The organism is Nonomuraea sp. ATR24 (assembly GCF_041950485.1).
Classification (GTDB): Bacteria; Actinomycetota; Actinomycetes; order Streptosporangiales; family Streptosporangiaceae; genus Nonomuraea; species Nonomuraea ceibae.
This window is the reverse complement of the sequence record NZ_JBGNUU010000009.1, coordinates 189,553-215,450: the sequence shown is the minus strand read 5'-3', so window position 1 is coordinate 215,450 and position 25,898 is coordinate 189,553. Positions and strand designations below refer to the sequence as shown.

The 25,898-nt window shown below is 73.4% G+C and carries 21 protein-coding genes; 14 read left to right on the top strand and 7 right to left on the bottom strand.

Annotation, left to right across the window (positions count from 1 at the left end):
* Positions 1-46: 46 nt before the first annotated feature.
* Both ACBI99_RS23300 and ACBI99_RS23295 read left to right on the top strand, forming a co-directional pair.
* On the top strand, positions 47-511 hold the full coding sequence (locus tag ACBI99_RS23300) for a nitroreductase family deazaflavin-dependent oxidoreductase (protein WP_219517302.1): 465 nt from the start codon (positions 47-49) through the stop codon (positions 509-511).
* 55 nt (positions 512-566) lie between these two features.
* Positions 567-1,364 (top strand): ion transporter, encoded by a 798-nt coding sequence (locus tag ACBI99_RS23295; RefSeq protein ID WP_219517303.1) that lies wholly within the window; start codon positions 567-569, stop codon positions 1,362-1,364.
* A gap of 23 nt (positions 1,365-1,387) precedes the next feature.
* Here the strand turns inward: ACBI99_RS23295 and rpsD are convergent, their stop codons facing one another.
* Positions 1,388-2,002, bottom strand: coding sequence for a 30S ribosomal protein S4 (gene rpsD / locus ACBI99_RS23290; RefSeq protein ID WP_219517313.1), 615 nt, complete (start codon positions 2,000-2,002; stop codon positions 1,388-1,390).
* 77 nt (positions 2,003-2,079) lie between these two features.
* Here rpsD and ACBI99_RS23285 point away from each other — a divergent pair, with 77 nt between their 5' ends.
* From ACBI99_RS23285 to ACBI99_RS23275, 3 genes are all read left to right on the top strand, one after another.
* Complete coding sequence (locus tag ACBI99_RS23285) at positions 2,080-2,781, top strand: DUF2470 domain-containing protein (RefSeq protein WP_219517305.1); 702 nt, start codon at positions 2,080-2,082, stop codon at positions 2,779-2,781.
* Between the two features lie 73 nt (positions 2,782-2,854).
* Positions 2,855-3,394, top strand: coding sequence for a hypothetical protein (locus ACBI99_RS23280; protein ID WP_375073451.1), 540 nt, complete (start codon positions 2,855-2,857; stop codon positions 3,392-3,394).
* Positions 3,395-3,541: 147 nt separating this feature from the next.
* Positions 3,542-5,602, top strand: coding sequence for an endo-1,3-alpha-glucanase family glycosylhydrolase (locus tag ACBI99_RS23275; protein WP_375073450.1), 2,061 nt, complete (start codon positions 3,542-3,544; stop codon positions 5,600-5,602).
* 9 nt (positions 5,603-5,611) lie between these two features.
* Here the strand turns inward: ACBI99_RS23275 and ACBI99_RS23270 are convergent, their stop codons facing one another.
* Entirely contained in the window at positions 5,612-6,787 is a 1,176-nt protein-coding gene (locus ACBI99_RS23270) for an ROK family protein (protein ID WP_375073449.1), read from the bottom strand.
* Between the two features lie 142 nt (positions 6,788-6,929).
* Between ACBI99_RS23270 and zwf the strand changes: the two genes are divergently transcribed.
* From zwf to ACBI99_RS23230, 8 genes are all read left to right on the top strand, one after another.
* The gene (gene zwf / locus ACBI99_RS23265; protein WP_219517378.1) at positions 6,930-8,414 is read left to right on the top strand and encodes a glucose-6-phosphate dehydrogenase; all 1,485 of its coding nucleotides are present in this window, start codon (positions 6,930-6,932) and stop codon (positions 8,412-8,414) included.
* On the top strand, positions 8,411-10,345 hold the full coding sequence (gene edd, locus ACBI99_RS23260) for a phosphogluconate dehydratase (RefSeq protein ID WP_219517379.1): 1,935 nt from the start codon (positions 8,411-8,413) through the stop codon (positions 10,343-10,345). Before zwf ends, edd begins: the two co-directional genes overlap by 4 nt.
* A complete protein-coding gene (locus tag ACBI99_RS23255) occupies positions 10,321-11,307 on the top strand; it encodes a glucokinase (protein WP_364179821.1) in 987 nt (328 codons plus the stop codon). The genes edd and ACBI99_RS23255 overlap by 25 nt, the downstream gene beginning before the upstream one ends.
* A 64-nt stretch (positions 11,308-11,371) precedes the next feature.
* Entirely contained in the window at positions 11,372-11,983 is a 612-nt protein-coding gene (gene eda, locus ACBI99_RS23250; RefSeq protein ID WP_375073448.1) for a bifunctional 4-hydroxy-2-oxoglutarate aldolase/2-dehydro-3-deoxy-phosphogluconate aldolase, read from the top strand.
* A gap of 43 nt (positions 11,984-12,026) precedes the next feature.
* Positions 12,027-12,710, top strand: coding sequence for a class I SAM-dependent methyltransferase (locus ACBI99_RS23245; RefSeq protein ID WP_375073447.1), 684 nt, complete (start codon positions 12,027-12,029; stop codon positions 12,708-12,710).
* 27 nt (positions 12,711-12,737) lie between these two features.
* On the top strand, positions 12,738-15,968 hold the full coding sequence (locus ACBI99_RS23240) for an NACHT domain-containing protein (RefSeq protein ID WP_375073446.1): 3,231 nt from the start codon (positions 12,738-12,740) through the stop codon (positions 15,966-15,968).
* 411 nt (positions 15,969-16,379) lie between these two features.
* Complete coding sequence (locus tag ACBI99_RS23235) at positions 16,380-16,784, top strand: hypothetical protein (protein ID WP_375073445.1); 405 nt, start codon at positions 16,380-16,382, stop codon at positions 16,782-16,784.
* Between the two features lie 385 nt (positions 16,785-17,169).
* A complete protein-coding gene (locus ACBI99_RS23230; protein WP_375073444.1) occupies positions 17,170-19,122 on the top strand; it encodes a protein kinase in 1,953 nt (650 codons plus the stop codon).
* On the opposite strand, the gene ACBI99_RS23225 is transcribed toward ACBI99_RS23230, so the two are convergent.
* From ACBI99_RS23225 to ACBI99_RS23210, 4 genes are read right to left on the bottom strand one after another with little or no spacing between them, the layout of a single operon-like run.
* Positions 19,119-20,453: a hypothetical protein gene (locus tag ACBI99_RS23225; RefSeq protein WP_357590626.1), complete on the bottom strand. Its 1,335-nt coding sequence runs from the start codon at positions 20,451-20,453 to the stop codon at positions 19,119-19,121. The two genes, ACBI99_RS23230 and ACBI99_RS23225, sit on opposite strands and share 4 nt — an antisense overlap.
* A 43-nt stretch (positions 20,454-20,496) precedes the next feature.
* Positions 20,497-21,366, bottom strand: a complete 870-nt coding sequence (locus ACBI99_RS23220) for a carbohydrate kinase family protein (protein ID WP_375073443.1) — start codon at positions 21,364-21,366, stop codon at positions 20,497-20,499.
* Positions 21,363-22,388 (bottom strand): LacI family DNA-binding transcriptional regulator, encoded by a 1,026-nt coding sequence (locus tag ACBI99_RS23215; protein WP_219517393.1) that lies wholly within the window; start codon positions 22,386-22,388, stop codon positions 21,363-21,365. The genes ACBI99_RS23220 and ACBI99_RS23215 overlap by 4 nt, the downstream gene beginning before the upstream one ends.
* 5 nt (positions 22,389-22,393) lie before the next feature.
* Positions 22,394-23,854: a glycoside hydrolase family 13 protein gene (locus tag ACBI99_RS23210; RefSeq protein WP_219517395.1), complete on the bottom strand. Its 1,461-nt coding sequence runs from the start codon at positions 23,852-23,854 to the stop codon at positions 22,394-22,396.
* 230 nt (positions 23,855-24,084) lie between these two features.
* Between ACBI99_RS23210 and ACBI99_RS23205 the strand changes: the two genes are divergently transcribed.
* Entirely contained in the window at positions 24,085-25,371 is a 1,287-nt protein-coding gene (locus ACBI99_RS23205; protein ID WP_219517397.1) for an ABC transporter ATP-binding protein, read from the top strand.
* A gap of 13 nt (positions 25,372-25,384) precedes the next feature.
* Here the strand turns inward: ACBI99_RS23205 and ACBI99_RS23200 are convergent, their stop codons facing one another.
* Complete coding sequence (locus ACBI99_RS23200; protein WP_375073442.1) at positions 25,385-25,813, bottom strand: hypothetical protein; 429 nt, start codon at positions 25,811-25,813, stop codon at positions 25,385-25,387.
* Positions 25,814-25,898: the final 85 nt, after the last annotated feature.

Here is a 25,898-nt window from a genome sequence, read left to right as displayed (position 1 = left end):
CCACAGAGCGAGACGGCGCCGCAGGTGATCAAGCTAGACTCCGCGCATGATCAAGGCCCTCTCCCAGAAGCTCGCCGGCTCCGCCTGGTTCTCCCAGGCCGGGCCGCGGCTGATGCGCGCGTTCGACCCGGTGGCGCGCAGGCTCGCGGGCAGCCGCATGACCGAGCGCGGGCGCATCCCCGCCCTGCTGCTGACCACGACCGGGGCCAAGTCGGGGCTGCCGCGCGCCGTCCCGCTGGCCTGCCTGCCGGAGCCCGGCGGCGCGCTGCTGGTCGTCGGCAGCAACTTCGGCGGCCCCCGCCACCCGGCGTGGACGGCCAACCTGCTGGCCCGGCCGCAGGCCACGGTCCGCTTCGGCGGGCGCGAGTTCCCGGTCACCGCGTCGCTGCTGACCGGCGCGGAGCGGGCGGAGGCGTGGCCGCGGCTGGTCGCCCACCAGGCCGTGTACGCGCGCTACACCGAGCGGTCGGGGCGGGAGTTGCGGGTGTTCCGGTTGATTCCTACGGATTGATCGTTTTGCGGGAAGATGGGCGGGACCGCCGCCGTCCCCCGAGGAGCAGCACCCCGTGCGTGAACGCACCCGCGCCGTCCTGGCGCACCGGCGTTTCCAGCGCTTCATCGTCGCCGTCATCCTGATCAACGCGGCCACGCTCGGTCTGGAGACGGTGCCGTCCGTCGTGGCGGGGTACGGCGGCCTGCTCACCGCCGTCGACCACGTGGCGCTCTACATCTTCGTGGCGGAGCTCGCGGCCAAGGTGTACGTCGAGCGCGCGGACTTCCCGCGCGACCCGTGGAACATCTTCGACACCGTGATCGTCGCCATCGCCCTCGCGCCCGCCACGGGCGGCCTGTCGGTGCTGCGCTCGCTGCGCATCCTGCGCGCGCTGCGCCTGCTGTCGGTGGTGCCCAGCCTGCGGCGGGTCGTCTCGGCCCTGCTGCGCGCCATGCCCGGGATGAGCTCGATCGTGCTGCTGCTCTCCCTCGTCCTGTACGTGGCCGCCGTCCTGGCCACCAAGCTGTACGGGAACACCGCGCCGGAACGGTTCGGCACGCTGCCCACGTCGCTGTTCACGCTCTTCCAGACGATGACGGGCGACGACTGGGGCAACATCGCCCGGGAGGTGATGACCCGTCACCCCACGGCGTGGATCTTCTTCACGATCTTCATCCTGGTCTGCACGTTCGTGGTGCTCAACCTGTTCATGGCGGTCGTGGTGAGCGCCATGGACGAGGAGTCGGCCGCCGAGCTGGCCGAGCTGGAGGACGTCTCGGCGGCCTCCACGCAGCGCATCCTGGACGAGCTGACGGCGCTGCGCCAGGAGGTGGCCGAGCTGCGCGGCCGGCTCACGCCGGACCGCGGCTAGACCGGCCCGGCGCGGCAGGCGCGTCAGCGGGAGTAGAACTCGACGACGAGCTGCTCGTCGACCGGGACGGCGATCTGCTCACGTTCGGGGCGGGAGACCAGCGTGAACGTGAGGTTCGCCAGGTCCGCCGACAGATAGGCGGCGGTCCGCTCGTCGGCGTGCACGCCCTCGGCGGCGGCGACGAACGGCTGCATCCGGCGCGAGCGCTCGCGCACCGAGACGACCTGGCCCGGCTTGACCAGGTAGCTGGGGATGTCGACCTTGCGGCCGTCGACGGCGATGTGGCCGTGCGCGATGTACTGGCGGGCGGCGTAGATCGACGGCGCGAGCCCGGACCGCAGCACGAGCGAGGCCAGCCTGGTCTCCAGGATCGTGACCAGCTCGGCGCCCGAGGCGCCCGGCTTGCGGACGGCCAGATCCCAGTAGCGGCGCAGCTGCCGCTCCGACACGTCGTAGTACCAGCGCAGCTTCTGCTTCTCCATCAGCCGCAGCCCGTAGTCGCCGCTGCTGCGGCGGTTGGTCTTGCGGCCGTGCTCGCCCGGCGGGTAGGGGCGCTGCTCGAAGTAGCGGACGGCTTTCCTGGTCAGCGGCACGCCCGCACGACGTGACAGTCGCACCTTGGGACCGGTGTAGCGCACGTTCACCTCAATGTGGTTAGGTAGTCCTTACTTAGGTGAGCCTAACCTACTATTCAGTGTGATCTCAAGGAGGCGTCATGCTCCCGATCCCGGAGCGGATCCGCACCCTCGCCGCGACCGCCAGCGTCGCCCGGCTGTCCGTCGACGGCGCCCCCTCCCCCGCCCGCGGCGGCGTGGACGAGCGTGGCCGCCCGGTGCTCCTGGTCCGCCCCGGCGAGGCGCTGCACGGGCTGCGCGACGACGCCGTGGTGGCCGTGAACCTGACCTCGATGCGCCGCCTGGGCGACGTCGAGCACCCGCGCGGCCTGCTGGAGGTGCAGGGATGGGCGCAGCCAGTGCCCGAGCGCGAGGCCCGCGCGGCGGCGGTCGCGGTGGCGGCCGCCGACCCGGACGAGGCCCTGTTCGACGCCCTTGAGCAGTACGGCAGGCCCGGCGCGCCCCGGCTGCTGCGGCTGGACGTGGGCCAGGTCGTCTACCTGACGGGCCAGGAGTCGGGCGTGCTCGACGCCGACGAGTACCTGGACGCCCGGCCCGACCCGCTGGCGGAGACGGCCGAGCGGGTGCTCGCGCACGTCAACGCCTGCCACCGGCCGCAGCTCGCCAGCGGCGTGTCACGGCAGCTCGGCGAGCCGGCCGCCGACGTGTGGCTGTGGGAGCTCGACGCCTTCGGCGCCACCGTACGGGCCGACGGGGCGCTCATCCGCTTCCCCTGGCCCGCCCCGGCGTCCGGCGTCCGCGCCCTGGAGACGGCGCTGAACGGGCTGCTGTGCGCCTGCTGATCGAGTGCGTACTTGATCACGATTGTCACGTACGGGCACTGCCGGCCCCCAGGCGTGACTATCATCTGCCCCTGTGGGACAGACGGAACGGCGCGGGCGAGCCCTGCAGATCGCCGCGGCGCTGACCGGGACGGTCATGGTCGCGCTCGCGGGCGTCCTGGCGGGCGGCGGGCTGACCGGCGCCTCGCTCACCCAGGCGGGCATGCCCGACCTCGGCGGCGACGTCCCGGCGCACCGGAGCGGGATGCTCGTGTCGGTGCCCACGCGGGTCCCGGCGGCGCAGCCGACGCGGCGCGCCCCGGCCGGCAGCACGCCGCCCCACGCCCGCGTGGCGGCCACGCCCGCCTCGCCCGACGCCGGCCCCACCGAGCGGGTCCCGGCGCGGGTACGCCGCTCCGGCGAGCCGACCCGGCGGCCGTCCGCCCGCCCCACGGCCGTGGCCCCGGCGCCGGACCGCTCCGGCCCGGTCACCGAGGCCGACCGCTCCGGCTTCCCGGCGGCCCAGCCGCCGACCGGCGTCACGACCCCGCGGCCCGGCCGCCGCACCCGCACGCCCGCTCCCCCGCAGCCGCCCCAGGACCGCGGCGACATGCGGTTGCGCGGTCACCGCTAGCGACCCGCCCCGGACGGGCACGGTCCATTGACCATTACGGTCAAAATTCGTTATTTCGGTCAGCCAGAAATACCGGTAAAGCGCCACTTGTGCCCTCTGCGGCGTGGGAGGGTGATCGCGATCTTCCACCCCCTCCGAGGAGAGCCCTTGCCATCCCATCGACGGGCGGCGCTCGCCGCCTTCGTGGCGGTCGCCTGCGCCGCCACGACCGGCGTGGCCACAGCGTCGGTCGCGCCGGTGAACATCACGGCGCCCGCGACCGGCGACGTGTTCATCAGCCAGGCCGCGCCCGCCACCGTTTACGGCGACGCCGAATGGATGTCCGTGTGCGTGAAGACGTGCAACGGCAAGACGGACGGCGAACGCCGGGCGCTCACCGCGTTCAAGGTGTCCGGCATTCCGGAGAACGCCAGGAATGTCACCATGACCCTCCAGGTGCGCGCCACCCGGACGACCAACACCACGGTCTCGGCGCACCGGGTCACCGGCGACTGGGCCGAGACCCGCACCACCTGGGACACCCGGCCCACGTTCGGCCCGGCCCTGGCCACGCGTACGGGCTTCACCGCCGGTCAGGTCGCCACGCTGGACGTCTCGAAGGCGTTCACCGGCAACGGCGCCTACTCCTTCGGGCTGACGGCCTCCGCGGGGCCGGTGGCGGTCCTGTACTCGTCCAGGACCACGGGCAAGGGCCCGACGCTCAAGATCACCTACACCCCGGCGGCCGCCACACCGTCCCCCTCACCGACGAGCAGCCCCACGAGCAGCCCCACCAGCAGCCCCACCAGCAGCCCCACGGGCAGCCCGGCGCCCACCACGCCGCCCACGTCGCCGGACGGCGTGTGCCTGCCGTTCGACAAGCCGGCGGCCTCGGCGCTGCGCTCGTACGACCGGAAGGTCTTCGCCTTCTACTTCCCGCCCTACCCGCTGTCGATCGACGACAAGGACCCGTCGAAGGACCAGTACGCCTCCTGGCTGAACCCGCTCGGCTCCAACGGCATGTACGCCGCGCAGGGCGGCCACTCGCGCGACCGGCCGCTGACCCGCCCCGTGCGCGGCGGCGACTGGCGCACGGCCGACTTCGAGGTGGAGGTGCGTCAGGCCATCGCGGCCGGGCTGGACGGCTTCGTCTACGAGCACCACACCTCGGCTTCCGACCAGCGCTTCAACCAGTTCCCCAAGCTGCTGGCCGCGGCCAGGAACGTGGACCCCGGCTTCCGGATCATGCTGAGCCCGGACTTCCCCACGGCCAAGGACGCCCCGCACGACAAGGTCATCGCCGACATCCTGATGGCCAAGGGGCACCCGTCGCTCTATCACCTGCCCGACGGCACGATCCCGCTCGCCCCGTTCTACCCCGAGCGTCAGCCCCCGGCCTGGTGGGACGAGCTGCGCGCGAAACTGGCCGGCAAGGGCATGAAGACCGTCCTGGTGCCGATCTTCCTGGACTGGCAGGGCACCGGCAAGACCGAGTGGAACGACCACGTCGCCGGCTACTCCTCCTGGGGCGTGCGCTGGCAGAGCTCGACCGAGGGCTACAAGCGGGCGGGCCTCGAAGCGGCCGAGCGCGGCAGGTTCTACATGGCCCCCGCCTCGCTGGAGGACGTGCGCCCGCGCGACAAGCGCTACTGGGAGCCGTCCAACAGCGGCACGCTCCGGCAGTCGTTCGTCAAGGCCGACGAGGGCGGCGCGGCCATGATCTCGCTCATGACCTGGAACGACTACGCCGAGTCCTGGGTGGCGCCGTCGGTCGAGCGCGGCTACGCGCCGATGGACCTGATCGCGTACTACACGACCTGGTTCAAGACCGGCAAGTGGCCGGCGGTGAAGCGTGACGCGCTGTACTACTTCCACCGCAGCCACCACACCGACGCGCCGTTCGACAAGACGAAGCAGACGATCGGCCCGATCACGGTCCCGTACGGCGACGCGCCCAGGAACGAGGTGGAGCTGGTCGCCTTCCTCAAGGAGCCCGGCGTCGTCAGCATCAGGCAGGGCTCGGACGTGCGGACCAAGGAGGTGACCTCGGCCGGCATGGTGTCGTTCAAGGCGCCGCTGAAGCCGGGCACGACGCCGGTGTTCGAGCTGAAGCGGGGCGGCAGGCTGGTGCAGACGGTCAAGAGCCACACGCCGATCAAGGAGAGCGTGGTCTACCAGGACCTGATCAACCACGCGGGTGGCGGCCTGTCCTGCGAGCGGCCCCTGTGAGACGCCCGGTCAGCGGACCGCGAGGCTCTCGTCGACCGCTTCCGGCGACAGGACGTGGTCGAGGACCATCACCGCGCAGCCGCTGATGCCGGCGCTCGCGCCGAGGCGGCTGGGCTCGATGCGCAGCCGCCGGGTGGCCAGCGCGGTGGAGCGGCGGTAGACGACCTCGCGGATGCTCGACACGAGCGGCCCGAACGCCTCGGCCATGTCGCCGCCGAGCACCACGACCGACGGGTTGAGGATGTTGACCGCCCCCGCGAGCACCTCGCCGATGCGCCGCCCGGCCTCGCGCACGATGGCCATCGTCTCGGCGTCCCCGGCCCGGACCAGGGCCGTGACGTCGGCGATGGCCTTGACGTCCTTCCCGGCCGCGCGCAGCTCGCGCAGCAGCGCGGTGCCGCTGGCCACCGAGTCGACGCAGTCGATGTTGCCGCACCGGCACAGCACGCCGCCGCCGTCGCGGACCGGGATGTGGCCGATCTCGCCGGCGGCGCCGAGCGCGCCGCGCAGGATGCCGCCGCCCGCGATGACGCCGGCGCCGATGCGGGTGGAGATCTTGACGAACATGAGGTCGCCGAGCTCGGGGTAGACGCCCCGGTGCTCGCCGATGGCCAGCACGTTCACGTCGTTGTCGACCAGCACCGGGACCGGGAAGCGGGCCCGTACCAGGGGCGGGATGACCACGCCTGTCCACGACGCCATGACCCGCGCGCTCTCGGTGCGGCCCTGGGCGAACTCGACCGTGGCGGGCATGCCCATGCCGACGCCCCGGACGCACTCGCGCGGCCGGTCGCCGAGCAGGTCGTCCCAGGTGTCCATGACCAGCGGCAGCACCACGTCGGGGCCCTGCTCGACGTCGATGGCGAAGTCCTGTCCGGCCAGCTCGCGGCCGGACAGGTCGCAGACGGCGACGCGGGTGCGGCTCGCGCCGAGCGCGGCGGCCAGCACGACGCCGCCGGAGGCGTTGAACTCCAGCCGCACGGGCGGCCGCCCGCCGGTGGAGGGGGCGTCGGTGCGCTCGACGACCAGGCCGCGTTCGAGCAGCTCGCCGACGCGGAGCTGCACCGCGGGCCGGGACAGGCCGGTCACCCGGCCGAGGTCGGCCCGGGTGACGGCCTCACCGGTGCGGATGAGGCGCAGCACCTCGCCACTCGTGGCGAGGCTAGCGGCGGTACGTCGTGCCATCGGCCAAGTGAACCACAGAGCCTTGTGTCATGAAAAGTCACGACTTTTTCATCTCGAATACCAAAACTACGGTTGTGCACGACCCAAACTCTGGCTAGTGTCCGTTCTGTCCATTGCTTGGTAGATCATCGGAGTTCTCCTCGTGTCCCCCCTTGCGTCCTCCCCGGCCTCTTCTGCCTCCCACACGGCCGATCTCGTCGTGTTCGGCGGCACCGGCGACCTGTCCATGCGCAAGCTGCTGCCCGCGCTCTACCACAGCGACCGGGACGGCCGGCTCTCCCCCGAGACCCGCATCATCGCCCTGTCCCGGGGCGGGCTGACCGACGCCGACTTCCGCGGCAAGGTGGACGCCGAGGTACGTGACCAGGTGCCGGCCGACGACGACGCCGGATGGCAGCGCTTTCTCGGCCGGTTGCACCACCTGACGGTCGACGTGGGCGGTGACGACCGGTCCGGCTGGGCCGCGCTGGGCGCCATGCTGGCCGGGTTCGAGGGCCGTGACCGGGTGTTCTACCTGGCCAGCCCGCCGATGACGTTCGGCCCCTTCTGCCGGGAGCTGGAGCGCGAGGGCCTGGTCACGCCGCAGTCGCGGGTGGTGCTGGAGAAGCCGCTGGGCCGTGACCTGCCGAGCGCGCAGCGGATCAACGACGAGGTCGGCGCGATCTTCGACGAGCGGCAGATCTACCGCATCGACCACTACCTGGGCAAGGAGACCGTGCAGAACCTGCTCGTGCTCCGCTTCGCCAACGCCTTCCTGGAGCCGATCTGGAACTCGCTGTGGATCGACCACGTCCAGATCACGGCCGCCGAGACCGTCGGCACGCCGGGCCGGCGCGGCTACTACGACCAGGCCGGCGCGCTGCGTGACATGGTGCAGAACCACCTGCTGCAGCTCCTGACGCTGACCGCGATGGAGCCGCCCGCCCGCAACGACCGCGAGGCGATCCGCGACGAGAAGGTCAAGGTGCTGCAGTCGCTGCGCCCGATCGCGGGCACCGAGGTCGACCGCTTCACCGTGCGCGGCCAGTACACCGAGGCCGCCGGCATGCCCGGCTACCTGGACGAGCCCGGCTCCACCCCGCCCACCGAGGCGTCGGCCCGGGTCGAGACGTTCACCGCGATCCGCGCCGAGGTGAAGAACTGGCGCTGGGCCGGGGTGCCGTTCTACCTGCGCACCGGCAAGCGGATGCCGCAGCGGCGCTCGGAGATCGTGGTGCAGTTCAAGGACGTGCCGCACTCCATCTTCCCCGGCGGCACGCCGAACCGGCTGGTGCTGCGGCTGCAGCCGGAAGAGGGCATCGAGCTGCACATCATGGCCAAGGAGCCCGGCGCGGGCGAGGTCATGCTGAAGCCGGTGCCGCTCAGCCTCAGCTTCGGCAAGACGTTCACCGCGCGCGTGCCCGAGGCGTACGAGCGGCTGCTCACCGACGTGCTGGCCGGTAACCCGACGCTGTTCATGCGCCGGGACGAGGTGGAGGCCGCCTGGCGCTTCATCGACCCGATCCTGCAGGCGTGGGAGGCGTCCGCCGCCCTGCCCGAGCCCTACCCCGCCGGGTCCACCGGACCCGCGGGCGCCCACGAACTGCTCGGCCGCAGCGGTCGCGCCTGGCACGAGGAGGAAGCGTGAACACCGTCATCCAGGAGATCACCGACCGGATAGCGGCGCGGAGCGCCCGCAGCCGCGCCACGTACCTCGAGCGCATCCGCCGCGACGGCGAGGCCGCCCGCGCCAAGGGCCCGGCCCGCGCCCACCTGGGGTGCGCGAACCTGGCGCACGGCTTCGCCGCCGCGCCCGCCGAGGACAAGCCCGCCCTGATGGGCTCGGCCAAGCCCGGCGTCGCGATCGTGACGAGCTACAACGACATGCTGTCGGCTCATCAGCCGTACGAGACGTACCCGCAGGAGCTGAAGGCGGCGGTGCGCCGGGCGGGCGGCGTGGCGCAGGTGGCGGGCGGCGTGCCGGCCATGTGCGACGGCATCACGCAGGGCCGTGCCGGCATGGAGCTGTCGCTCTACAGCCGTGACGTGATCGCCATGTCGACGGCGATCGCGCTGTCGCACGACATGTTCGACTCGACGCTGCTGCTGGGCGTCTGCGACAAGATCGTGCCGGGCCTGTTCATCGGCGCGCTGCACTTCGGCCACCTGCCGGCGATCTTCGTGCCGGCCGGGCCGATGACCTCCGGGCTGCCGAACAAGGCCAAGGCGCGCACCCGCCAGCTGTTCGCCGAGGGCAAGGTGGGCCGGGTGGAGCTGCTGGAGTCGGAGTCGAAGTCCTACCACTCCCCCGGCACCTGCACCTTCTACGGCACCGCGAACTCCAACCAGGCGCTGATGGAGGTCATGGGCCTGCACCTGCCCGGCTCGACGTTCGTCAACCCGCACACCGAGCTGCGCCACGCGCTGACGGAGGCGGCGGGCCGCCGCGCCGTGGAGATCACCGCGCACGGCTCGGAGTACACGCCGATCGGCGAGCTCGTCGACGAGAAGGCCGTGGTGAACGCCTGCGTCGCGCTGCTGGCCACCGGCGGCTCCACCAACCACACCATGCACCTGGTGGCCATGGCCGCCGCCGCGGGCATCGTGCTGACCTGGGACGACCTGGCCGACCTGTCGAAGGTGGTGCCGTCGCTGACCAAGGTCTACCCCAACGGCCAGGCGGACGTGAACCACTTCCGCGACGCGGGCGGCATGCAGGTGCTCATCGGCGAGCTGCTGGACGCGGGGCTGCTGCACGCCGACGTGCTGACCGTGGCCGGGCCCGGCCTGGACCGCTACCGCTCGGCGCCCGCGCTGGAGGACGGCGAGCTGGTCTGGTCGGAGCTGACCGAGAGCACCGACCTGGACGTGCTGCGGCCGGTGTCGGCGCCGTTCTCCTCCGACGGCGGCATCCACATGGTCTGCGGCAACCTGGGCAGGGCCGTGAGCAAGGTGTCGGCGGTCAAGCCCGAGCACCTGGTGATCGAGGCGCCCGCCAAGGTCTTCGACGACCAGCTCGACCTGCTGCGCGCCTTCGAGGCGGGCGAGCTGGACGGGCAGGACTTCGTCGCCGTCATCCGCTACCAGGGGCCGAGCGCCAACGGCATGCCGGAGCTGCACAAGCTGACACCGCCGATGGCGGTGCTGCTGGACCGGGGGCAGCGGGTGGCGATCGTCACCGACGGCCGCATGTCGGGCGCGTCCGGCAAGGTGCCGGCGGCGATCCACCTGTCGCCGGAGGCGGCGGACGGCGGGCCGATCGCGCTGGTGCGCGACGGCGACGTCATCCGGCTCGACTCGGCGGCGGGCACGCTGGAGCTGCAGGTCCCGGCCGAGGAGCTGGCGCGGCGGACGCCCGGCGGCCGCCCGCTGAGCGACGCGCAGTGGGTCGGCACCGGCCGCGAGCTGTTCGCCGCGTTCCGGCGCATGGCCGGGCACGCCGAGCAGGGCGCGGGGATCTTCGGCGTCAGCGGCGCCGAGTCCCCCGACCACGGCCCCGGCCTGGGCTTCCCGGCCGGGTCCGGCAACTCGCACCTGGAGTCCGGCGTGGCGACGTGGCCCGCGGCGGCCGGCCGGTGAAGGCGTTCGACCTGCCCTGGCTGGTCGCCGACATCGGCGGGACCAACGCCAGGTTCGGCCTGGTGACCGAGGTGGGCGCGCCGCCGTCGCGGGTCGCCGTGCTGCCCGGGTCCGCGTACGCCACGCTGCCCGAGGCCGTGGACGCCTATCTCGCCGAGCACGGCGAGGGCCTGCGGCCGGGGGCGGCGTGCCTGGCCGTGGCGGGCCCGATCGACGGGGACCGCTACCGGCTGACGAACTCGCCGTGGGCCGGTTCCGTACGCGATCTGGGGGTGCCGTTCGCGGCGCTGCTCAACGACTTCGAGGCGCTGGCCGTGTCGCTGCCCCACCTGGGCGGCGCCGACCTGGTGCCGCTCGGCGGGCCGGAGCCCGCGCACGGGGTCAAGGCGGTGCTCGGCCCGGGGACGGGCCTGGGCGTCGGCGCCCTCGTGCCGTCGGGCGACGGGTGGATCCCGCTGCCGGGCGAGGGCGGGCACGTGACGGTGCCGGTGTCCGGCGAGCGGGAGCTGGAGATCGTCCGCGTGCTGCGCGCCGAGGGGCTGGAGCAGGTGGTCGCCGAGCACGTGCTGTCGGGGCCCGGCCTGGTCCGGCTGCACCGGGCGCTGGCCCGGGTGAACGGGGTGCCCGCCGTGGAGGCGACGGCGTCCGGGATCGTGGCGCGGCTCGACGACCCGCTGTGCGCGGAGACGGTCGAGGTGTTCTGCGGGATGCTGGGCAGCTTCGCCGCCAACACGGCGCTGACGCTCGGCGCCCGGGGCGGGGTCTACCTGGGCGGCGGAGTGCTGCCCCGTATCGTGGAACGGGTGTGCGCCAGCAGCTTCCGCACCCGGTTCACGACGAATCCTGACATGTCCACATATCTGGAAGCCATCGCGACCACGCTCATCGTCGCGCCGCAACCGGCGCTGACCGGCGCGGCCGCCTGGCTCGCCCAGCGCGCCGCCGTCGACCTGGCCGCGTGAACGACAGGCCCGCGTGCGGGCCGTGAGCCCGGGGCCGCCGCCCCGGGGAGGGGAAACCAATCCAATGAGCCTGCTCGATCTCGCCCCCGTGATCCCCGTCGTGGTGATCGACGACGCGGACACGGCCGTGCCGATGGCCCGGGCGCTCGTCGCCGGCGGCCTGCCGGTCATCGAGGTGACGCTGCGTACGGCTCCCGCGCTGGAGGCCATCGCCCGGATCGCCGCCGAGGTGCCCGAGGCCCGCGTCGGCGCCGGCACGATCCGCACGTCCGACGACATCGCGGCGTCGCTGGAGGCCGGGGCGAAGTTCCTGGTCTCGCCCGGCACGACGCTCACCCTGGTGGAGGCCCTGGACGCCAGCGGCCTGCCGTACCTGCCGGGTGCGGCCACCGCCACCGAGGCGATGGCGCTGGCCGAGCGCGGCCTCAAGGAGCTGAAGTTCTTCCCGGCCGAGGCCGCGGGCGGCGTGCCGTACCTGAAGTCGCTGGCCGGGCCGCTGCCGGACGTCCGGTTCTGCCCGACGGGCGGCATCCAGCCGTCGACCGCCGCCGCCTACCTGGCGCTGCCGAACGTCGGCTGCGTCGGCGGCAGCTGGCTCACCCCGGCCGACGCCCTCGCCTCGGGTGACTGGGCGCGCATCGAGAAGCTCGCCTCCGAGGCCGCGGCCCTGCGATAACGGGCCCCGTTTCCTGTCGGTGGCGGCTGGGAGGATCGCGGTCATGACCCGACTCATGACCGCGATCACCGGCTACTGGGACGCCGCCGCCGGGGCGTTCGACGACGAGCCCGACCACGGCCTGCGCGCCGGCCGCACGCGGGCGGCCTGGGACCGGCTGCTGCGCGCCTGGACGCCCGCCGCGCCGGGAGGCGCGCTCGACGTGCTGGACGTGGGCTGCGGGACCGGCTCGCTGTCAGCCCTGCTGGCGGCGGCCGGGCACCGGGTGACCGGCGTGGACGTGGCGCCGCGGATGGTCGAGCTGGCCCGCGCCAAGCTGGCCGCCGCCGGGCTCACCGGCCGGTTCGCAGTGGGTGACGCGGCGTCGCCGCCGACCGGCGACGAGCGCTTCGACCTGGTGCTCTGCCGCCATCTGGTGTGGACGCTGCCCGACCCGCACGCGGCGCTGCGCGCCTGGGCCGGCCGGCTGCGGCCGGGCGGGCGGCTGCTCCTGATCGAGGGCCGCTGGGGCGGCGGCGGCGACGGCTACGTGGGCGGCGCCGAGGCACTCCCCTGGAACGGCGGGGTCACCGCCGCCGACCTGGCCGCCGCCGTACGACCGCTGGCCGGCGACGTGCACGTGGTGCCGCTCAGCGGTGACCCCGACCTGTGGGGCGGACCGGTGAGCGACGAGCGCTACGCCCTCGTCGCCGACATCCGGGGCGACGACGACGGAGACAGCGTGTGAGAGGGCCGGGCGGGTCATAATGTCCGGGTGGCCCTGGAAACAGCCGCCCTCGGGCTGGGCAAGGCGGTCGGCACCCGCGCTCTGCACACCTGGCTCACCTCCCGGGCCGGCGCCGAGAGCCGGGGCAAGGACCTGGTCGAGCTCATGCGGTCGCGCTTCCCCGACCAGCTCGTCCGCCGCAAGGCCGAGCGCCAGATCGAGGACGTCGCCGACGCGGTGACCGCCCGGGTGCTCAAGGTGTGCGCACACGAGTTCGCGGGGCTGGGCGACGACGACCGCGTGATCGTGCTCGCCGAGGTCACCGCCACCCTGGCCCGCGCCGACCTGTCCGACCGCGCGCTGCTCGCCGCCGACGCCGACCCCGTACGGCTGTCGAGGGCCGTGCGGGAAAGCCTGCCCGCGCCCCGGGATCTGGGCGAGGCGGCGTCCCGGCTGTACGAGGTGGTGTTCGACGAGTGCTGCGACTGCCTGGTGCGGATCGTCCGCCATCTGCCCGAGTTCGGCCCGAGGGCGGCGGCCGAGACGCTGGCCCGCCTGTCCGGGGTGGGCGAGCAGATCGCGGCCGTGCTCGACCGGCTGCCGGTCCGCACCCTGGAGGCGCCCGACGGCACCGACCGGGACGTGCGCTTCCGCCGCCGCTACCTGGAACACGTCTCTCGGACGCTCGACAGCCTCGAACTGCTCGGCGTCCGGATCGAGCGGTTCCGGCCGCGTACGTCCCTGAGCGTGGCGTACATCAGCCTGTCGGTGTCGGCCGCGCGCGGCCGGGCCGCGCACGAGCCCTGGGACGACCGGCAGGACGAGCCCGCCACCATGCGCGTGGAGAGCGCGCTCGGCCAGGGCCGCAGGATGCTGCTGCGCGGCGAGGCCGGTGGCGGCAAGAGCACACTGCTGCGCTGGCTGGCGATCACCGCCGCGCGGGGCGGGTTCGAGGGCGAGCTGGCAAGCTGGAACGGCTGCGTGCCCTTCCTGGTGAAGCTACGCAGCTACGCCGACCGCGAGCTGCCCAGGCCCGAGCGGTTCCTCGACCTGACGGCGGGGCCGCTGGCGGGGCTGATGCCGGCCGGCTGGGCGCACCGGGAGCTCGCCGCCGGGCGGGCGCTGCTGCTGATCGACGGCGTGGACGAGCTGACCGGGTCCCAGCGCAGGTCCATCAGGCCGTGGCTGCGGGCGCTGCTGGCGGAGTTCCCCGCGACCCGGGTCGTGATCACCAGCCGGCCGTCGGCTGCGGGCTCGTCCTGGCTGGACGAGGAGGGGTTCGCGCCCGCGTTCCTGGAGCGGATGACGCCGTCCGACACGCGCGCCCTGGTCGAGCACTGGCACGAGGCGATCAGGAGCGGCACCGGCCTGCCCTGCCCGCCCGAACACCTGCCCGTCGTCCGCGCCCGCCTCCTTGCCCACCTCGACGGCGCCGCCCACCTGCGCGCCCTGGCCGCGACGCCGCTGCTCGCCGCCATGCTGTGCGCGCTCAACCTCGACCGCGCCTCGCAGCTGCCGCCCGACCGGATGGGCCTGTACGCGGCGGCGCTGGAGATGCTGCTGCACCGGCGCGACGCCGAACGCACAATCCCCAGCTACGGCGACCTGCACCTGGACCGCGCCCAGAAGACGCAGGTGCTGCAGGAGCTCGCCTGGCAGCTCTCGGTCACCAACCGGGTCGAGCTCGCCAAGCCCGCCGCGCTCGCCCGGGTGGAGAAGGTCGTCGCCGGGATGCCGCGCGTGCGGGCGACCGGCGCGCAGGTGCTCGACTACCTGCTGGAGCGCAGCGGGGTGCTGCGCGAGCCGGTCGAAGGGCGCGTCGACTTCGTGCACCGGACCGTACAGGAGTATCTGACGGCCCGCGCCGCCGCCGAGGACGGCGACGTGGAGCCGCTCGTCCTGAACGCCCACCGCGACCAGTGGCGCGAGGTCGTCGTGATGGCCGCCGGTCACGCCAACGCGCCCCTGCGCGAGGAGCTGCTGCGGGGCCTGCTGGCGCGGATGGCGGCCGAGCCGCGCCACGCCCGGCGGCTGAAGGTGCTGGTGTGCGCGTGCCTGGAGACGCTGCCGTCGGTGCCGGCGGCGCTGCGCGAGGCGGTGGATAGCTGCCTGGACGACCTGGTGCCGCCGCGCGACGCCGCCTCGGCGCGCTCGCTGGCGGCGGCCGGGCCGGTGGTCCTCGACCGGCTGCCGGCCGGCCTCGCCGGGCTGTCCGCGGCGGCGGCCCGCGCGTGTGTGCGGACGGCCTGGCTCGTCAACGGGCCTCGGGCGCTGGACGTGCTGGCGCGCTACGCCACCGACGAGCGCCCGCAGGTGCAGGGGGAGCTGATCGAGGGCTGGCGCTACTTCGAGCCCGGCCAGTACGCGAGCCGCGTCCTGGCGTCGATGACGGGAACGGAATGGCTCACCGTGCACACCGCCGGGCAGTTCGACGCGCTGCGGCAGCTCCCTCCGCAGAGCAGGGTGAGCGTCGAGGCTCCCGTGACGGATCTCGGACCGCTGCTCGTCCATCGGGAGTCGCTCAGCCAGCTCGCGCTGGAGCGGCCTGTGGCCGCGGACGTCCTGCGGGAGATCCGTCAGCTGACCGCGCTGATGACCGTCCACCTGATGCGGGCGACGGACCTCGGCTTCCTCGCCGGGCTGCGCAACCTGACCGAGGTGTCGCTCGACGACGCGTCAGACCTGAAGGACCTCACTCCCTTGCACGGCCGGCCCGAGTTACGTGAACTGCAACTGCTGCGAGCCCGCCACGTGACCCGGTGGGACATGCTGCCCGACCTCGGCAGCCTCATCAGGCTGGCCCTTTCGGAGGCGCCGGTGGTCGCCTCGATGCGCGACCTCGTGGAGCGGGCGCCCCGGCTGGTCTCACTGGGGCTGTCGGACCACACCCGGCTGACGGATCTGGACGCGTTGGCGGGCCTCCCCCTCCGGCGCCTCGACCTGTCAGGCGTCAAGGAACTGCATGACCTGTCCCCGCTGGCGGGATGCACGTCGATCACCGTCCTGCGTCTGAACGCCACACCGGTGCGGGATCTGCGTCCGGTCGCGACGATGTCACGGCTGCGCTACCTGCACCTGATGCACTGCCTCGAACTGGATGACCTGTCTCCCCTGGCGGCTCTGCACCAACTGCGCAGCCTGATGCTGGTGGACGCCGCTCCCGGCCTCGACCTCGCGCCGCTGGCCGGGCTCAGGCGCCTGACCGTCTACGTCATGGCCGACCACGAGCTGCGCAACGGCCACCTGCTCGGCAACCGGCTCAAACGGCTCAAGGCGTGACCTGGGGCGATGATCCCCTCCGCGGGTCGATTCCGGGCGCCGATGGCACCGCCACCTGGGGGGCCGACCAGCCGCCCGGTGCCGCCGTGGACCCCCGTGGAGCCTCGGCCTTACGGCTCCCACCATCGACGGTTCGCCGCCGCCAACGGTCCGGCACGGCATCCTCGGCCGGACAGGACCATGGCTACATGCCGGGCAGGACGGTCAGTCTGCTCGCAACGTACTCGCTTGGCGCAGCTCAGGGGACGTCGGAGCGGAGCGTGCGCCCCCATTCCGGACGTAGCAGTCACGTGGGGCCGAGATTACGGCGCCTCTCGGCGGCGGAGCCCGGGATCGACTAGCCTGCAGAAAGCGGGACCTGACTGCGGATATCAGCCAGCTCCCTTACGTCCACCGCAGGAGAGATCAACTGTGACCAAGAGCATGGACGAGCGCGTCCGCGTCTTGGAGTCGTGGGCGTTCCAGACCGGCCTGGATCTGGCCGAGATCAAGGCGGTCCAAGCGGAACACACGGACTGGCTGGTGGAGCACACGGAGCGGCTCTCCGGCATGGACGAGCGGCTGAGCCGTATCGAGTACGGCGTGGGCATGCTGCTCGACCACTACGGCATCCAGCGTCCCCCAGCCGTAGGTCCGCTGCCTGCGAGAAGCCCCCGATGCGTCGGGGGCTTCTGCTGTGCCGTGCCACGCGACCTGGCTACGCTCACCGGTCAGGCTGCGATCCTTCCCTCCCTCACTGATGCGGCCACGTCGCCGTCGCACGACCCGGCCATGGCTCGATCTCACTACTGCGGGTGGCTTCCCGCCCCGACCTGATCCGGCCGTCTCTCCTCTCCCCGCTCCGGCAAGGCCGTTCCGTGGCCAGGCGGCCAAACAGGGCGGCGCGCGGCGGAGCCGCACCCGGGAAGGCCGCCGAGCGGAGCGAGGGCCCGGGCGGGGCCCGCTGATGGAGAACCGCCGAGGGGCGGCAAGGCCCTACGGCGCGGGGAAGCGCCTGGGCCGGGCGGAGGAGGCCGCAGCCCCGGCGAGGTGGGCGTTTCCGTGTACGCGCAGATCATCGAGCCGGGTGTGCCGCACCTGCCCGGCAGCCGGTGATACCGAGGCCGCCGCACCGCCACCGAGCGGTCGCTTCCTCCGTTAGAGTCTGGGGTGACATGGTCGGTTGGTCGGCAGGGATGACGACGGCGAGAGGACAGCGACGTTGGGGCAGCAGGGTCGCTCCGGCACTCCGCTGACGCCGGAGGATCCGCCGGCGATCGGCCCGTACGAGTTGCTCAGCCGGCTCGGCTCGGGCGGCATGGGCACCGTCTACCTGGCCCGTGGCGGCGACGGCGAGCAGGTGGCGCTCAAGGCGATCCGCCGTGACTTCACCGCCGACGCGGTCTACCGGGCGCGCTTCCACGAAGAGGTGTCCAACGCCCGCAAGGTCGCCTCGTTCTGCACCGCCCGCGTGCTCGACCACGGCGAGCACGACGGCGTCCTCTATCTCGTCACCGAGTACATCGACGGCGTCTCGCTGGAGGATCACCTCATCGAGCACGGCAGCCTGTCGTCGTCGATGCTCCACTCGGCCGCCGTCGGGGTCGCCGCCGCGCTCACCGCCATCCACGCCGCCGGGCTGGTGCACCGCGACCTCAAGCCCGCCAACGTGATGCTGACGCTGGCCGGGCCGCGGGTCATCGACTTCGGCCTGGCCCGCTCGACGCACGTCGGCTCCCGGCACACCAACGCCGGCATGGTGATGGGCACGCCTGGCTGGATCGCGCCCGAGCAGGTCTTCGAGGGCCGTACGAGCCCTGCGGGCGACGTGTTCGCGTGGGGGTCGCTGATCGCTTACGCGGGGCTCGGCGGGCATCCGTTCGGCGAGGGCGACGCGTACGTGATGGCGGCCCGTGCCCGCACCGCGCCGCCTGACCTGCGCGGGCTGCCCGCGCCGCTCGACCGGCTGGTCGCCGCGGCCATCCACCCCGACCCGGCGCGCCGGCCCACGGCCAAGCAGCTGCTGCTGGAGCTGGTGAGCGCGACGGACGAGCCGGCCGCGCAGCTCGCCGCCACCCGCCACCTCACCGACTCGTGGAACCCGGCCGAGTTCCCCCCACTGGCCGCCGGGTCACGCCGTCCGGGTCCCCGCCCCGCGCCTCCGGGGCCGCAGCCGTCCCGCGGCCCGCAGCCCGCCGCCGCCCCGCACCGCCCACCGGGCCCGCAGGCGGCCCAGGGGCTACAGGGGTCGTCGCAGGCGCCGCACGGCCCGCAGGGGCATCCGCCTGGGGCGCAGTCGTCGTCGCGGCACGGGGCCGCGCCGCCGCCACCGCCGCCCGGGCACGGGTCCGCGCGGGGGCACGCGCCCCACCCGGAGCGCACCGGCCCCGTCCCGGCGTCCCATCCGGAGCGTACGGGCCCGGCACCCGTGCCCCCTGCCGAGCGCAGCGGGCCCACGCCCATGCCCCACGCCGAGCGCACCGGCCCCACGGCCATGCCCCACGCCGACCGTACGGGCCCGGTCCCGGGAGGGCAGCCGCGTGGCGACCGGACGCGGCAGGGGCCGATGCCGCACGCCGAGCGCACCGGCCCCGTACCGTCGTCCCTGCCGCACCCCGAGCGGACCGGCCCGGTGCCGATGGCGCCGCACCGTACGGGCCAGGGCCCGCTCCCGCCGCGCCCCTTCCCCAAGGCCGCGCGGACGGGCCGGAACGTGTTCACCGGCTGCATGACCGCCCTGGTGATCACGCTGGTGCTCATCGCGGTGCTGATCACGGTGCTCATCTGGATGTCACGCGGCCCCGCCGTGGGCGAGGACGGCGAGCCGGTGCGCGACGGCAAGCTGAGCTTCGCCGTCACGGCCGCCAAGTGCCCCGAACCGGCCAGGTCCGCCAAGCGGCGCACCTGCCGGATCGCCCTGAAGGTGAGCAACGTCGGCCAGGACGCCCGCGTCCTCTACCCGGCGCAGCAGAAGCTCCTCGACGCCGACGACGGCGCCCACGACGGCTCCCGCCTGCTCGACAAGGAGGGCGCCGAGATCTCCCCGATCAGCATCGGCCCCGGCAAGTCGTTCACCGGCACCCTCGTGTTCGAGCTGCCGCGCGACGCCGAGCCCGCGGGCCTGGAGCTGCACGACTCCGCCCTGAGCGACGGCGTCCGCATCAGCCTCGGTTAGTCCGGGCGCCGCCGGCCCAGGTCGCCGAGGACCCGGAGGAAGAGCTTGCCGTGCGCGCGGTCGTCGGGCAGCCAGCCGGTCGCCTGGGTGATTCCCTCGGCGCGCAGGTCGGCGGCGATGCGCTGGGCGAGCAGCCCGGCGGTGAGCCGCCCCTGGCGGCGCGGGTCGACGGAGTAGTGGGTGAGCTTCCAGGTGTCCGGCGCCGGTTGCCGGAGCTGCAGCTCGACGGTGGCGAGGACTCGCTGGGCGGGCGCGGGACGATCGGACGACCAGAGGTCCCCGAGGCCGTCCTCGTCCTGAGGGCCGGCGAGGCGCACGACAGGGCGGCCGTCGGGCCCGGCTACGGCGACGTAGCGGACGCGGTTGTCGGCGCAGGTCGTGAGCCTGCTGTGCGGGCGCGCGCAGGCCGGGTCCCAGTGGGCGGCGAACCACGTCAGCGAGGCGGCCAGGTCGGGGTGCGCTCCGGCCCACCGGTCGTCGAACAGGAACCACTGCCCGTACGTGTCGTTCCAGCCGGACAGGAACAGCTGCGCCAGGTGCTCGCCCACGTGGACGACGGTGCGCTCCCGATGCAAGGAGGGCGCCGGCGGGCGGGCCGCCGTCAGCCGGAGCGCGGCCTCGTGGGAGCCGGTGTGGCCGTCGGTCTCCGAGTCGAGGAAGTCGGGCCAGTCGTTGCAGCGCCGCAGCGCCGGGCCGATGCCGGTCTCCCCCGGCGCGACCATGGCGCGCAGCACCTCCAGCTCTCGCGGCCACGTGTCGCCGTCGGGGACGGCCTCGCGCAGCGCGGCGCCCAGCTCGGGAAGCCGCACGCCGGTCAGGGCATAGGGGCGATGCCGGCCGATGCTGTCGTGCTTGGCGACGCACTCCATGAAGATCGCGTACACGGTGCCGTCGCCGGAAGACAGCGGCCCCAGGTGGGTGACCGGGCAGGGCGGGTCGAACGGCGCGTCACCGGAGCCGTCGGGCAGCGGGCCGTCGTGCACGGCGTACGCCCAGCGGCGTGGCTCGGCCTCGGCCACGGCGTCGTCCAGCAGGTAGTAGGCCACCTCGTGGTCGAGGCCGTTGGCCAGGCCGCGCAGGCTGTGGTCGTCGACGTTGCACTGGTGGGAGTCGGACAGCCGGGACCTGGCGAGCGTGCGTAACCCGGCCATGTCCGCCGGGGGCGGACCGCCCTCGCCGGGGATGTGGCCGAGCCCGTGCACGCCCAGGTCGTGGACGGCCTCCGGGGTGGCCCAGATGGAGCGGAACCAGTCGAGCACCGCCGGCTCCGGGAAGCGCCGCACCGACTTGCCGAGGACGCCTTCGCCCCACGAGCGGTAGATCAGGTACATGTCGTTCCCCTCCTGGCCGGTCTTCGGGCCGCCGTACGGGCTTCTATGTTCGAGAGCGTTCGAGGAGGGTGGCTTCGGTGATGGGGGATTCGTGGGTGCCCGGGGTGGTGCAGGCGTGGGCTCCCGCGATGGCGCCGAGCCGGGCGCAGGTGTCGACGGGCAGGCCGCGCAGGGTGCCGTACAGGAAGCCGGAGACGAAGGCGTCGCCGGCGCCGTTGGTGTCGGCGACCGGGCCGGGCAGCGGGGCGGCGGGGAAGGCGCGCAGGTCGCCGTCGCGGGTGAGGACGAGGCAGCCGTCGGCGCCGCGGGTGCACACGACGGTGTGGGCGCGGCCCCTGGCGAGGATGGCGCGCATGGTGGCGGGCGGGTCGGGCAGCGCGGTGGCCGAGAGGAAGACCAGGTCGGAGCGGTGGGCGAAGTCCTCGTGGTAGGGGTTGACGCCGTCCCAGTCGTGCAGGTCGGTGGAGGTGGGGGTGCCGGCGAGGTCGGGGTAGACGTGGCGGCAGAAGTCGGTGATGGACACGTGGGCGTGGCGGGCGCGGACGCCGGTGTAGAGGTGGCGCGGCAGCCGTTCGCCGGGGGTGGCCTTGGGGTCGAACAGGGAGGTGCGGCGGCCGTCGGGGCCGACGAGCAGGACGCTGCGCCGGGTGCCGGCCTCGGCGTGGCCCCAGGCGCAGTCGACGCCGCGCAGCGCGTCGCGGATGAGCGCGCCCTGCGGGTCGTCGCCGATCAGGTCGGCGAAGGCGACGTCGAGGCCGAGCGCGGCGCAGCCGAGCGTCACGCCGGCGCCGGTGTTGCCGATCCGGTCGACGACGGGCGGCACGTGGTAGGTGTCGCGGTAGGGCAGCGGCAGCTCGGGCACGTAGACGGTGGAGTCGACGCCGGCGCCGCCGAGGACGAGGACGTCCTTCACCGGTTGACCAGGGGGCCGGAGCCGGTGGAGCCGCGTACGACGAGCTCGGGCTGGAACATCAGCTCGACGTGCTTGGCCGGGGCGCCGTTGACCTCTTCGAGCAGGGTCTGCACGGCGGCCTGGGCCATCGCCATGATGGGCTTGCGCACGGTGGTGAGCGGCGGGTCGGTGAAGGCGATCAGCGGCGAGTCGTCGAAGCCGACGACCGACACCTCCCCCGGCACCGACAGCCCTCTCTCGCGGCAGGCGCGGATCGCGCCGAGCGCCATGAGGTCGCTGGCGCACACGATGCCGGTGCAGCCGAGCGTGAGGAGCTGGGCGCCGGCGGCCTGGCCGCCTTCGACGGAGAACAGCGAGTGCGTGATGAGCTCGTCGGCGGCGGAGGCGCCGAGGAGCTGGGCCATCGCCTGCCGGTAGCCCTCGATCTTGCGGATCACCGGCACGAACCGGCGCGGCCCGAGCGCGAGGCCGATCCGCTCGTGGCCGAGGTCGACCAGGTGCTGGACGGCCAGCCGGGCGGCCATGCGGTCGTCGGGCGAGATGAACGGCGCGGCGATGTGCTCGCTGTAGCCGTCGACGAGGACGATCGGCAGCCCCCGGTCGGTGAGGCGGGTGTAGCGGTCCATCCGGGCGGTGGTGTCGGCGTGCAGGCCGGAGACGAACACGATGCCGCTGACGCCCCGGTCGACCAGCAGCTCGGTGAACTCGTCCTCGGGCGCGCCGCCGGGCAGCTGGGTGCACAGCACCGGCGTGTAGCCGTGCTGGGTGAGGGCCTTCTCGATGGCTTGCGCGAACGCGGGGAAGATCGGGTTGTCCAGCTCGGGGGTGACCAGGCCGATCAGCCCGTTGCTGCGCTGGCGCAGGCGGGGCGGGCGTTCGTAGCCCATGAGGTCGAGCGCGGTCATGACGGCCTGCCGGGTGGCCGCGGAGACGCCGGGCTTGCCGTTGAGCACACGGCTGACCGTGGCCTCGCTCACCCCGGCCTGGGCGGCGATGTCGGCTAGGCGAGCGTGACCGTTCATGGCCGCTACTTTACTTTCCACCAGGCGGCCGAATCGGCGGCTCCGGGGACGTCCGAGGAGAGCAGCAGCTCGGCGCCGGGCGCGAGGTCGGCGGGTTCGCCGGTCAGGTTGACCGTGCACAGCAGGTCGCCGCGGGAGAAGACGAGCGTGCCCTCGGGCGAGTCGTGCCAGACGAGGTCGCCGGAGAAGGTGCGGCGCAGCCGGAGCGCCTGCCGGTAGAGCTCCAGCGTGGAGCGGTGGTCGCCGTCCTGGGCCTCGACGCTGAGCTCCGACCAGGCGGGCGGGACGGGCAGCCACGGGTCGCGCCAGCCGGAATCGCGCGTCCACGGCAGGGGCACGCGGCAGCCGTCGCGGCCGCTGTCGGGGTCGCGCAGCCGCTGCGGGTCGCGCTGCAGCTCCGCGGGCAGGTCGAGCACTTCGGGCAGGCCGAGCTCGTCGCCCTGGTAGACGTAGGCGGAGCCGGGCAGCGCGAGCGTGAGCAGGGCGGCGGCGCGGGCCCGGGCGAGGCTGCCGTAGCGGGTGACGTGCCGTTTGACGTCGTGGTTGGACAGCACCCAGGTGGAGGGCGCGCCGACGGAGCCGGCGGTGGCGAGCGAGGAGTCGATCACCTCGCGCAGCGCGGCGGCGTCCCAGGGCGCGAACAGGAAGTGGAAGTTGAACGCCTGGTGCAGCTCGTCCGGCCGCACGTACAGGGCCAGCCGTTCCGGCGTCGGCGCCCACGCCTCCGCGACGCCGATGCGCTCGCCGGGGTAGGAGTCGAGGACGCGCCGCCAGGCACGGTGGATCTCGTGCACGCCGTCGTTGTCGAAGTACGGGACGACGTCGTTGCCGATGAGCCGGGTCTGCCCGGTGTGGCCGATGTCGGGCAGGCCGGCGGGCTTGACCATGCCGTGCGCCACGTCGACGCGGAAGCCGTCGACGCCCAGGTCGAGCCAGAAGCGCAGGATCGACTCGAACTCGGCGCGCACCTCGGGGTGCTCCCAGTTGAGGTCGGGCTGGGAGGAGTCGAACAGGTGCAGGTACCACTGCCCGTCGTCCACCTGGGTCCAGGCGGGGCCGCCGAAGATCGACTCCCAGTCGTTGGGGGCGTCGCGGAAGATGTAGCGGTCGCGGTTGTGGCCGCGCAGCGCCTCCTGGAACCAGGGGTGGGCCGAGGAGGTGTGGTTCGGCACGATGTCCACGATGATCCGCAGGCCGTGCCCGTGCGCCTCGTCGATGAGCGCCTTGGCGTCGGCCAGTGTCCCGAACAGCGGGTCGACATCGCGGTAGTCGGCGACGTCGTAGCCGAAATCGGCCATGGGCGAGGTGTAGAAAGGGGTCAGCCAGATCGCGTCGACGCCGAGCCCGGCGAGGTAGGGCAGGCGATCGCGCACGCCTATCAGGTCGCCGACGCCGTCTCCGTCGCCATCGGCGAAGCTGCGCACGTACACCTGGTAGATCACGGCGTCACGCCACCACGCGGTCATGGTTTACCCCCCGTAAGTTCTCGACCATTGAAAGGCTTGCGGCAAGTTTTCGCAAGCCCTTCCAGGGTCGCGCATCCGGAAATATAGGTGTTCGGATGCACAAAACCCCCGTCCGAAACCCCCGCGAGCGAGATCTTTTATGTCAAGGGTGGACACGCGGCGTTAAGGCACGATGTACTACCTCTTCAATCAGCCCCGTCACAGGTGACACGTGCGCAAGGTGTGGGCCCATGAGCTCGGTCGTTCTCGACAAAGTGACCAAGGTGTATCCGGGTGACCACCTCGCGGTCGATCGCCTGAGCCTCAAGGCTGAGGACGGCGAGTTCCTCGTCCTCCTCGGCCCGTCAGGCTGCGGCAAGTCCACCCTGCTCCGCATGATCGCAGGGCTGGAGGAGATCACCGACGGCGAGCTGTGGCTCGACGGCCAGATGGCCAACCACCTGGCGCCGCGCGACCGCGACGTCGCCATGGTGTTCCAGAACGGCGCCCTCTACCCGCACCGCACCGTGCGCGGGAACATCGCCTTCCCCCTGGAGATCGCCAAGTCGGACCCCGCGATGGTCCGCGAGCGCGTCACCGAGCTGTCCAAGGCGCTGCACATCGACGAGACCCTGGAGCGCCGCCCCGGCACGCTGTCCGGTGGCCAGCGCCAGCGCGTCGCCATGGGCCGGGCGATCGTCCGCCAGCCCAAGCTGTTCCTCATGGACGAGCCGCTGTCCAACCTGGACGCCGGCATGCGCACCGAACTGCGCATGGAGATCTCCGCCCTGGTCAGGTCGCTCGGCGTCACCACCATCTACGTGACGCACGACCAGGTCGAGGCCCTCACGCTGGCCGACCGGATCGCCATCCTGAACCGCGGCGTCCTCCAGGACGTCGGCACTCCGGCCCAGATTTACAACGATCCAGCAACGGCGTTCGTAGCGGCGTTCCTCAACTCGCAGCAGCTGAACCTGCTGGCAGCGACGGTGCGCACGCCGCAGAACCAGTACGTGCTGCTCGACTTCGGGCCGCACCGGCTGACGATCCCGTGGAGCGATCCGCGCGCGTACGCCATCTCGCAGTACACCGGCGGGCAGGTGCTGGTCGGCATGCGGCCCGACGGGCTCGCGCCGGTGCCCGAGTCGTACGACGGGCCGTCGTTCTTCGGGCGGGTGCGGGCGCTGGAGTATCACGGGCACGAATGGCTCGCCTACATCGAGTGCGGCGTGCCCGCGGTGCCCGTGCCCGAGCCCCCGGACCGCACCGCGCTGCGCAACGGCCAGCGCAGCGGCTCCGGCGGCATCGCCGGGCTCGTCCGCCGCCTGCTGCCCAACCGGGGCGAGCCGGAGCAGCAGGAGCAGGAGCAGGTCGGGCAGCACCCGGGCAGCGGCATCCACCGCCGCGCCGACCTCATCGTCCGCCTCGGCAACCGGCCCGTCTGGCGCGCGGGCGACGCCGCGAAGGTCGGCGTGGACCCCAACCGCCTGATGCTCTTCACGACCGACGGCGCCCGCATCGACAAGCCGCGCCGCTGACCCGTCCCTCCGCTCAGGAGGCCGGGGTCCAGCGGGGGCCGTCCGGGGTGTCCTCGACCTGGACGCCGCCCGCCAGCAGAGCGGCGCGCAGCGCGTCCGCCACCTCGTAGCCGCCCAGGCCACCCTGCCCGCCCTGACCACCCTGCCCGCCCTGGCCGCCGTGCTTGCCCTGGCCGCGCAGCGTGGCGCGCAGCGCCAGCAGCGGCTCCACGAGCGCGCGGACGCCGGCCGTGGCGGCCAGCTCGCCGAGCCGGGCGATGAGCAGCCGCATCAGCTCCCTCGCCTGCTCGACGCCGCCCGCGTCCTCCTCCGTGTCGGCCGCCCACCTGACGATCTCCGCCTCCAGCGCGAGCACCGCGCGGGCCGCCGCAGGCGCGTCACCCTCGGCGGCGGCCCGCTCGAAGTCCCGCTCGCACGCGCGGGCGCTCTCCTCCAGCGTCACCTCGGGCGCCGCCCGCCCGGCGGCCGGCCGCGCGGCGCGGGCCGCGGCGGCGGCGCCCCCCCGCCCCACGGCGCGCCCCCCCCGC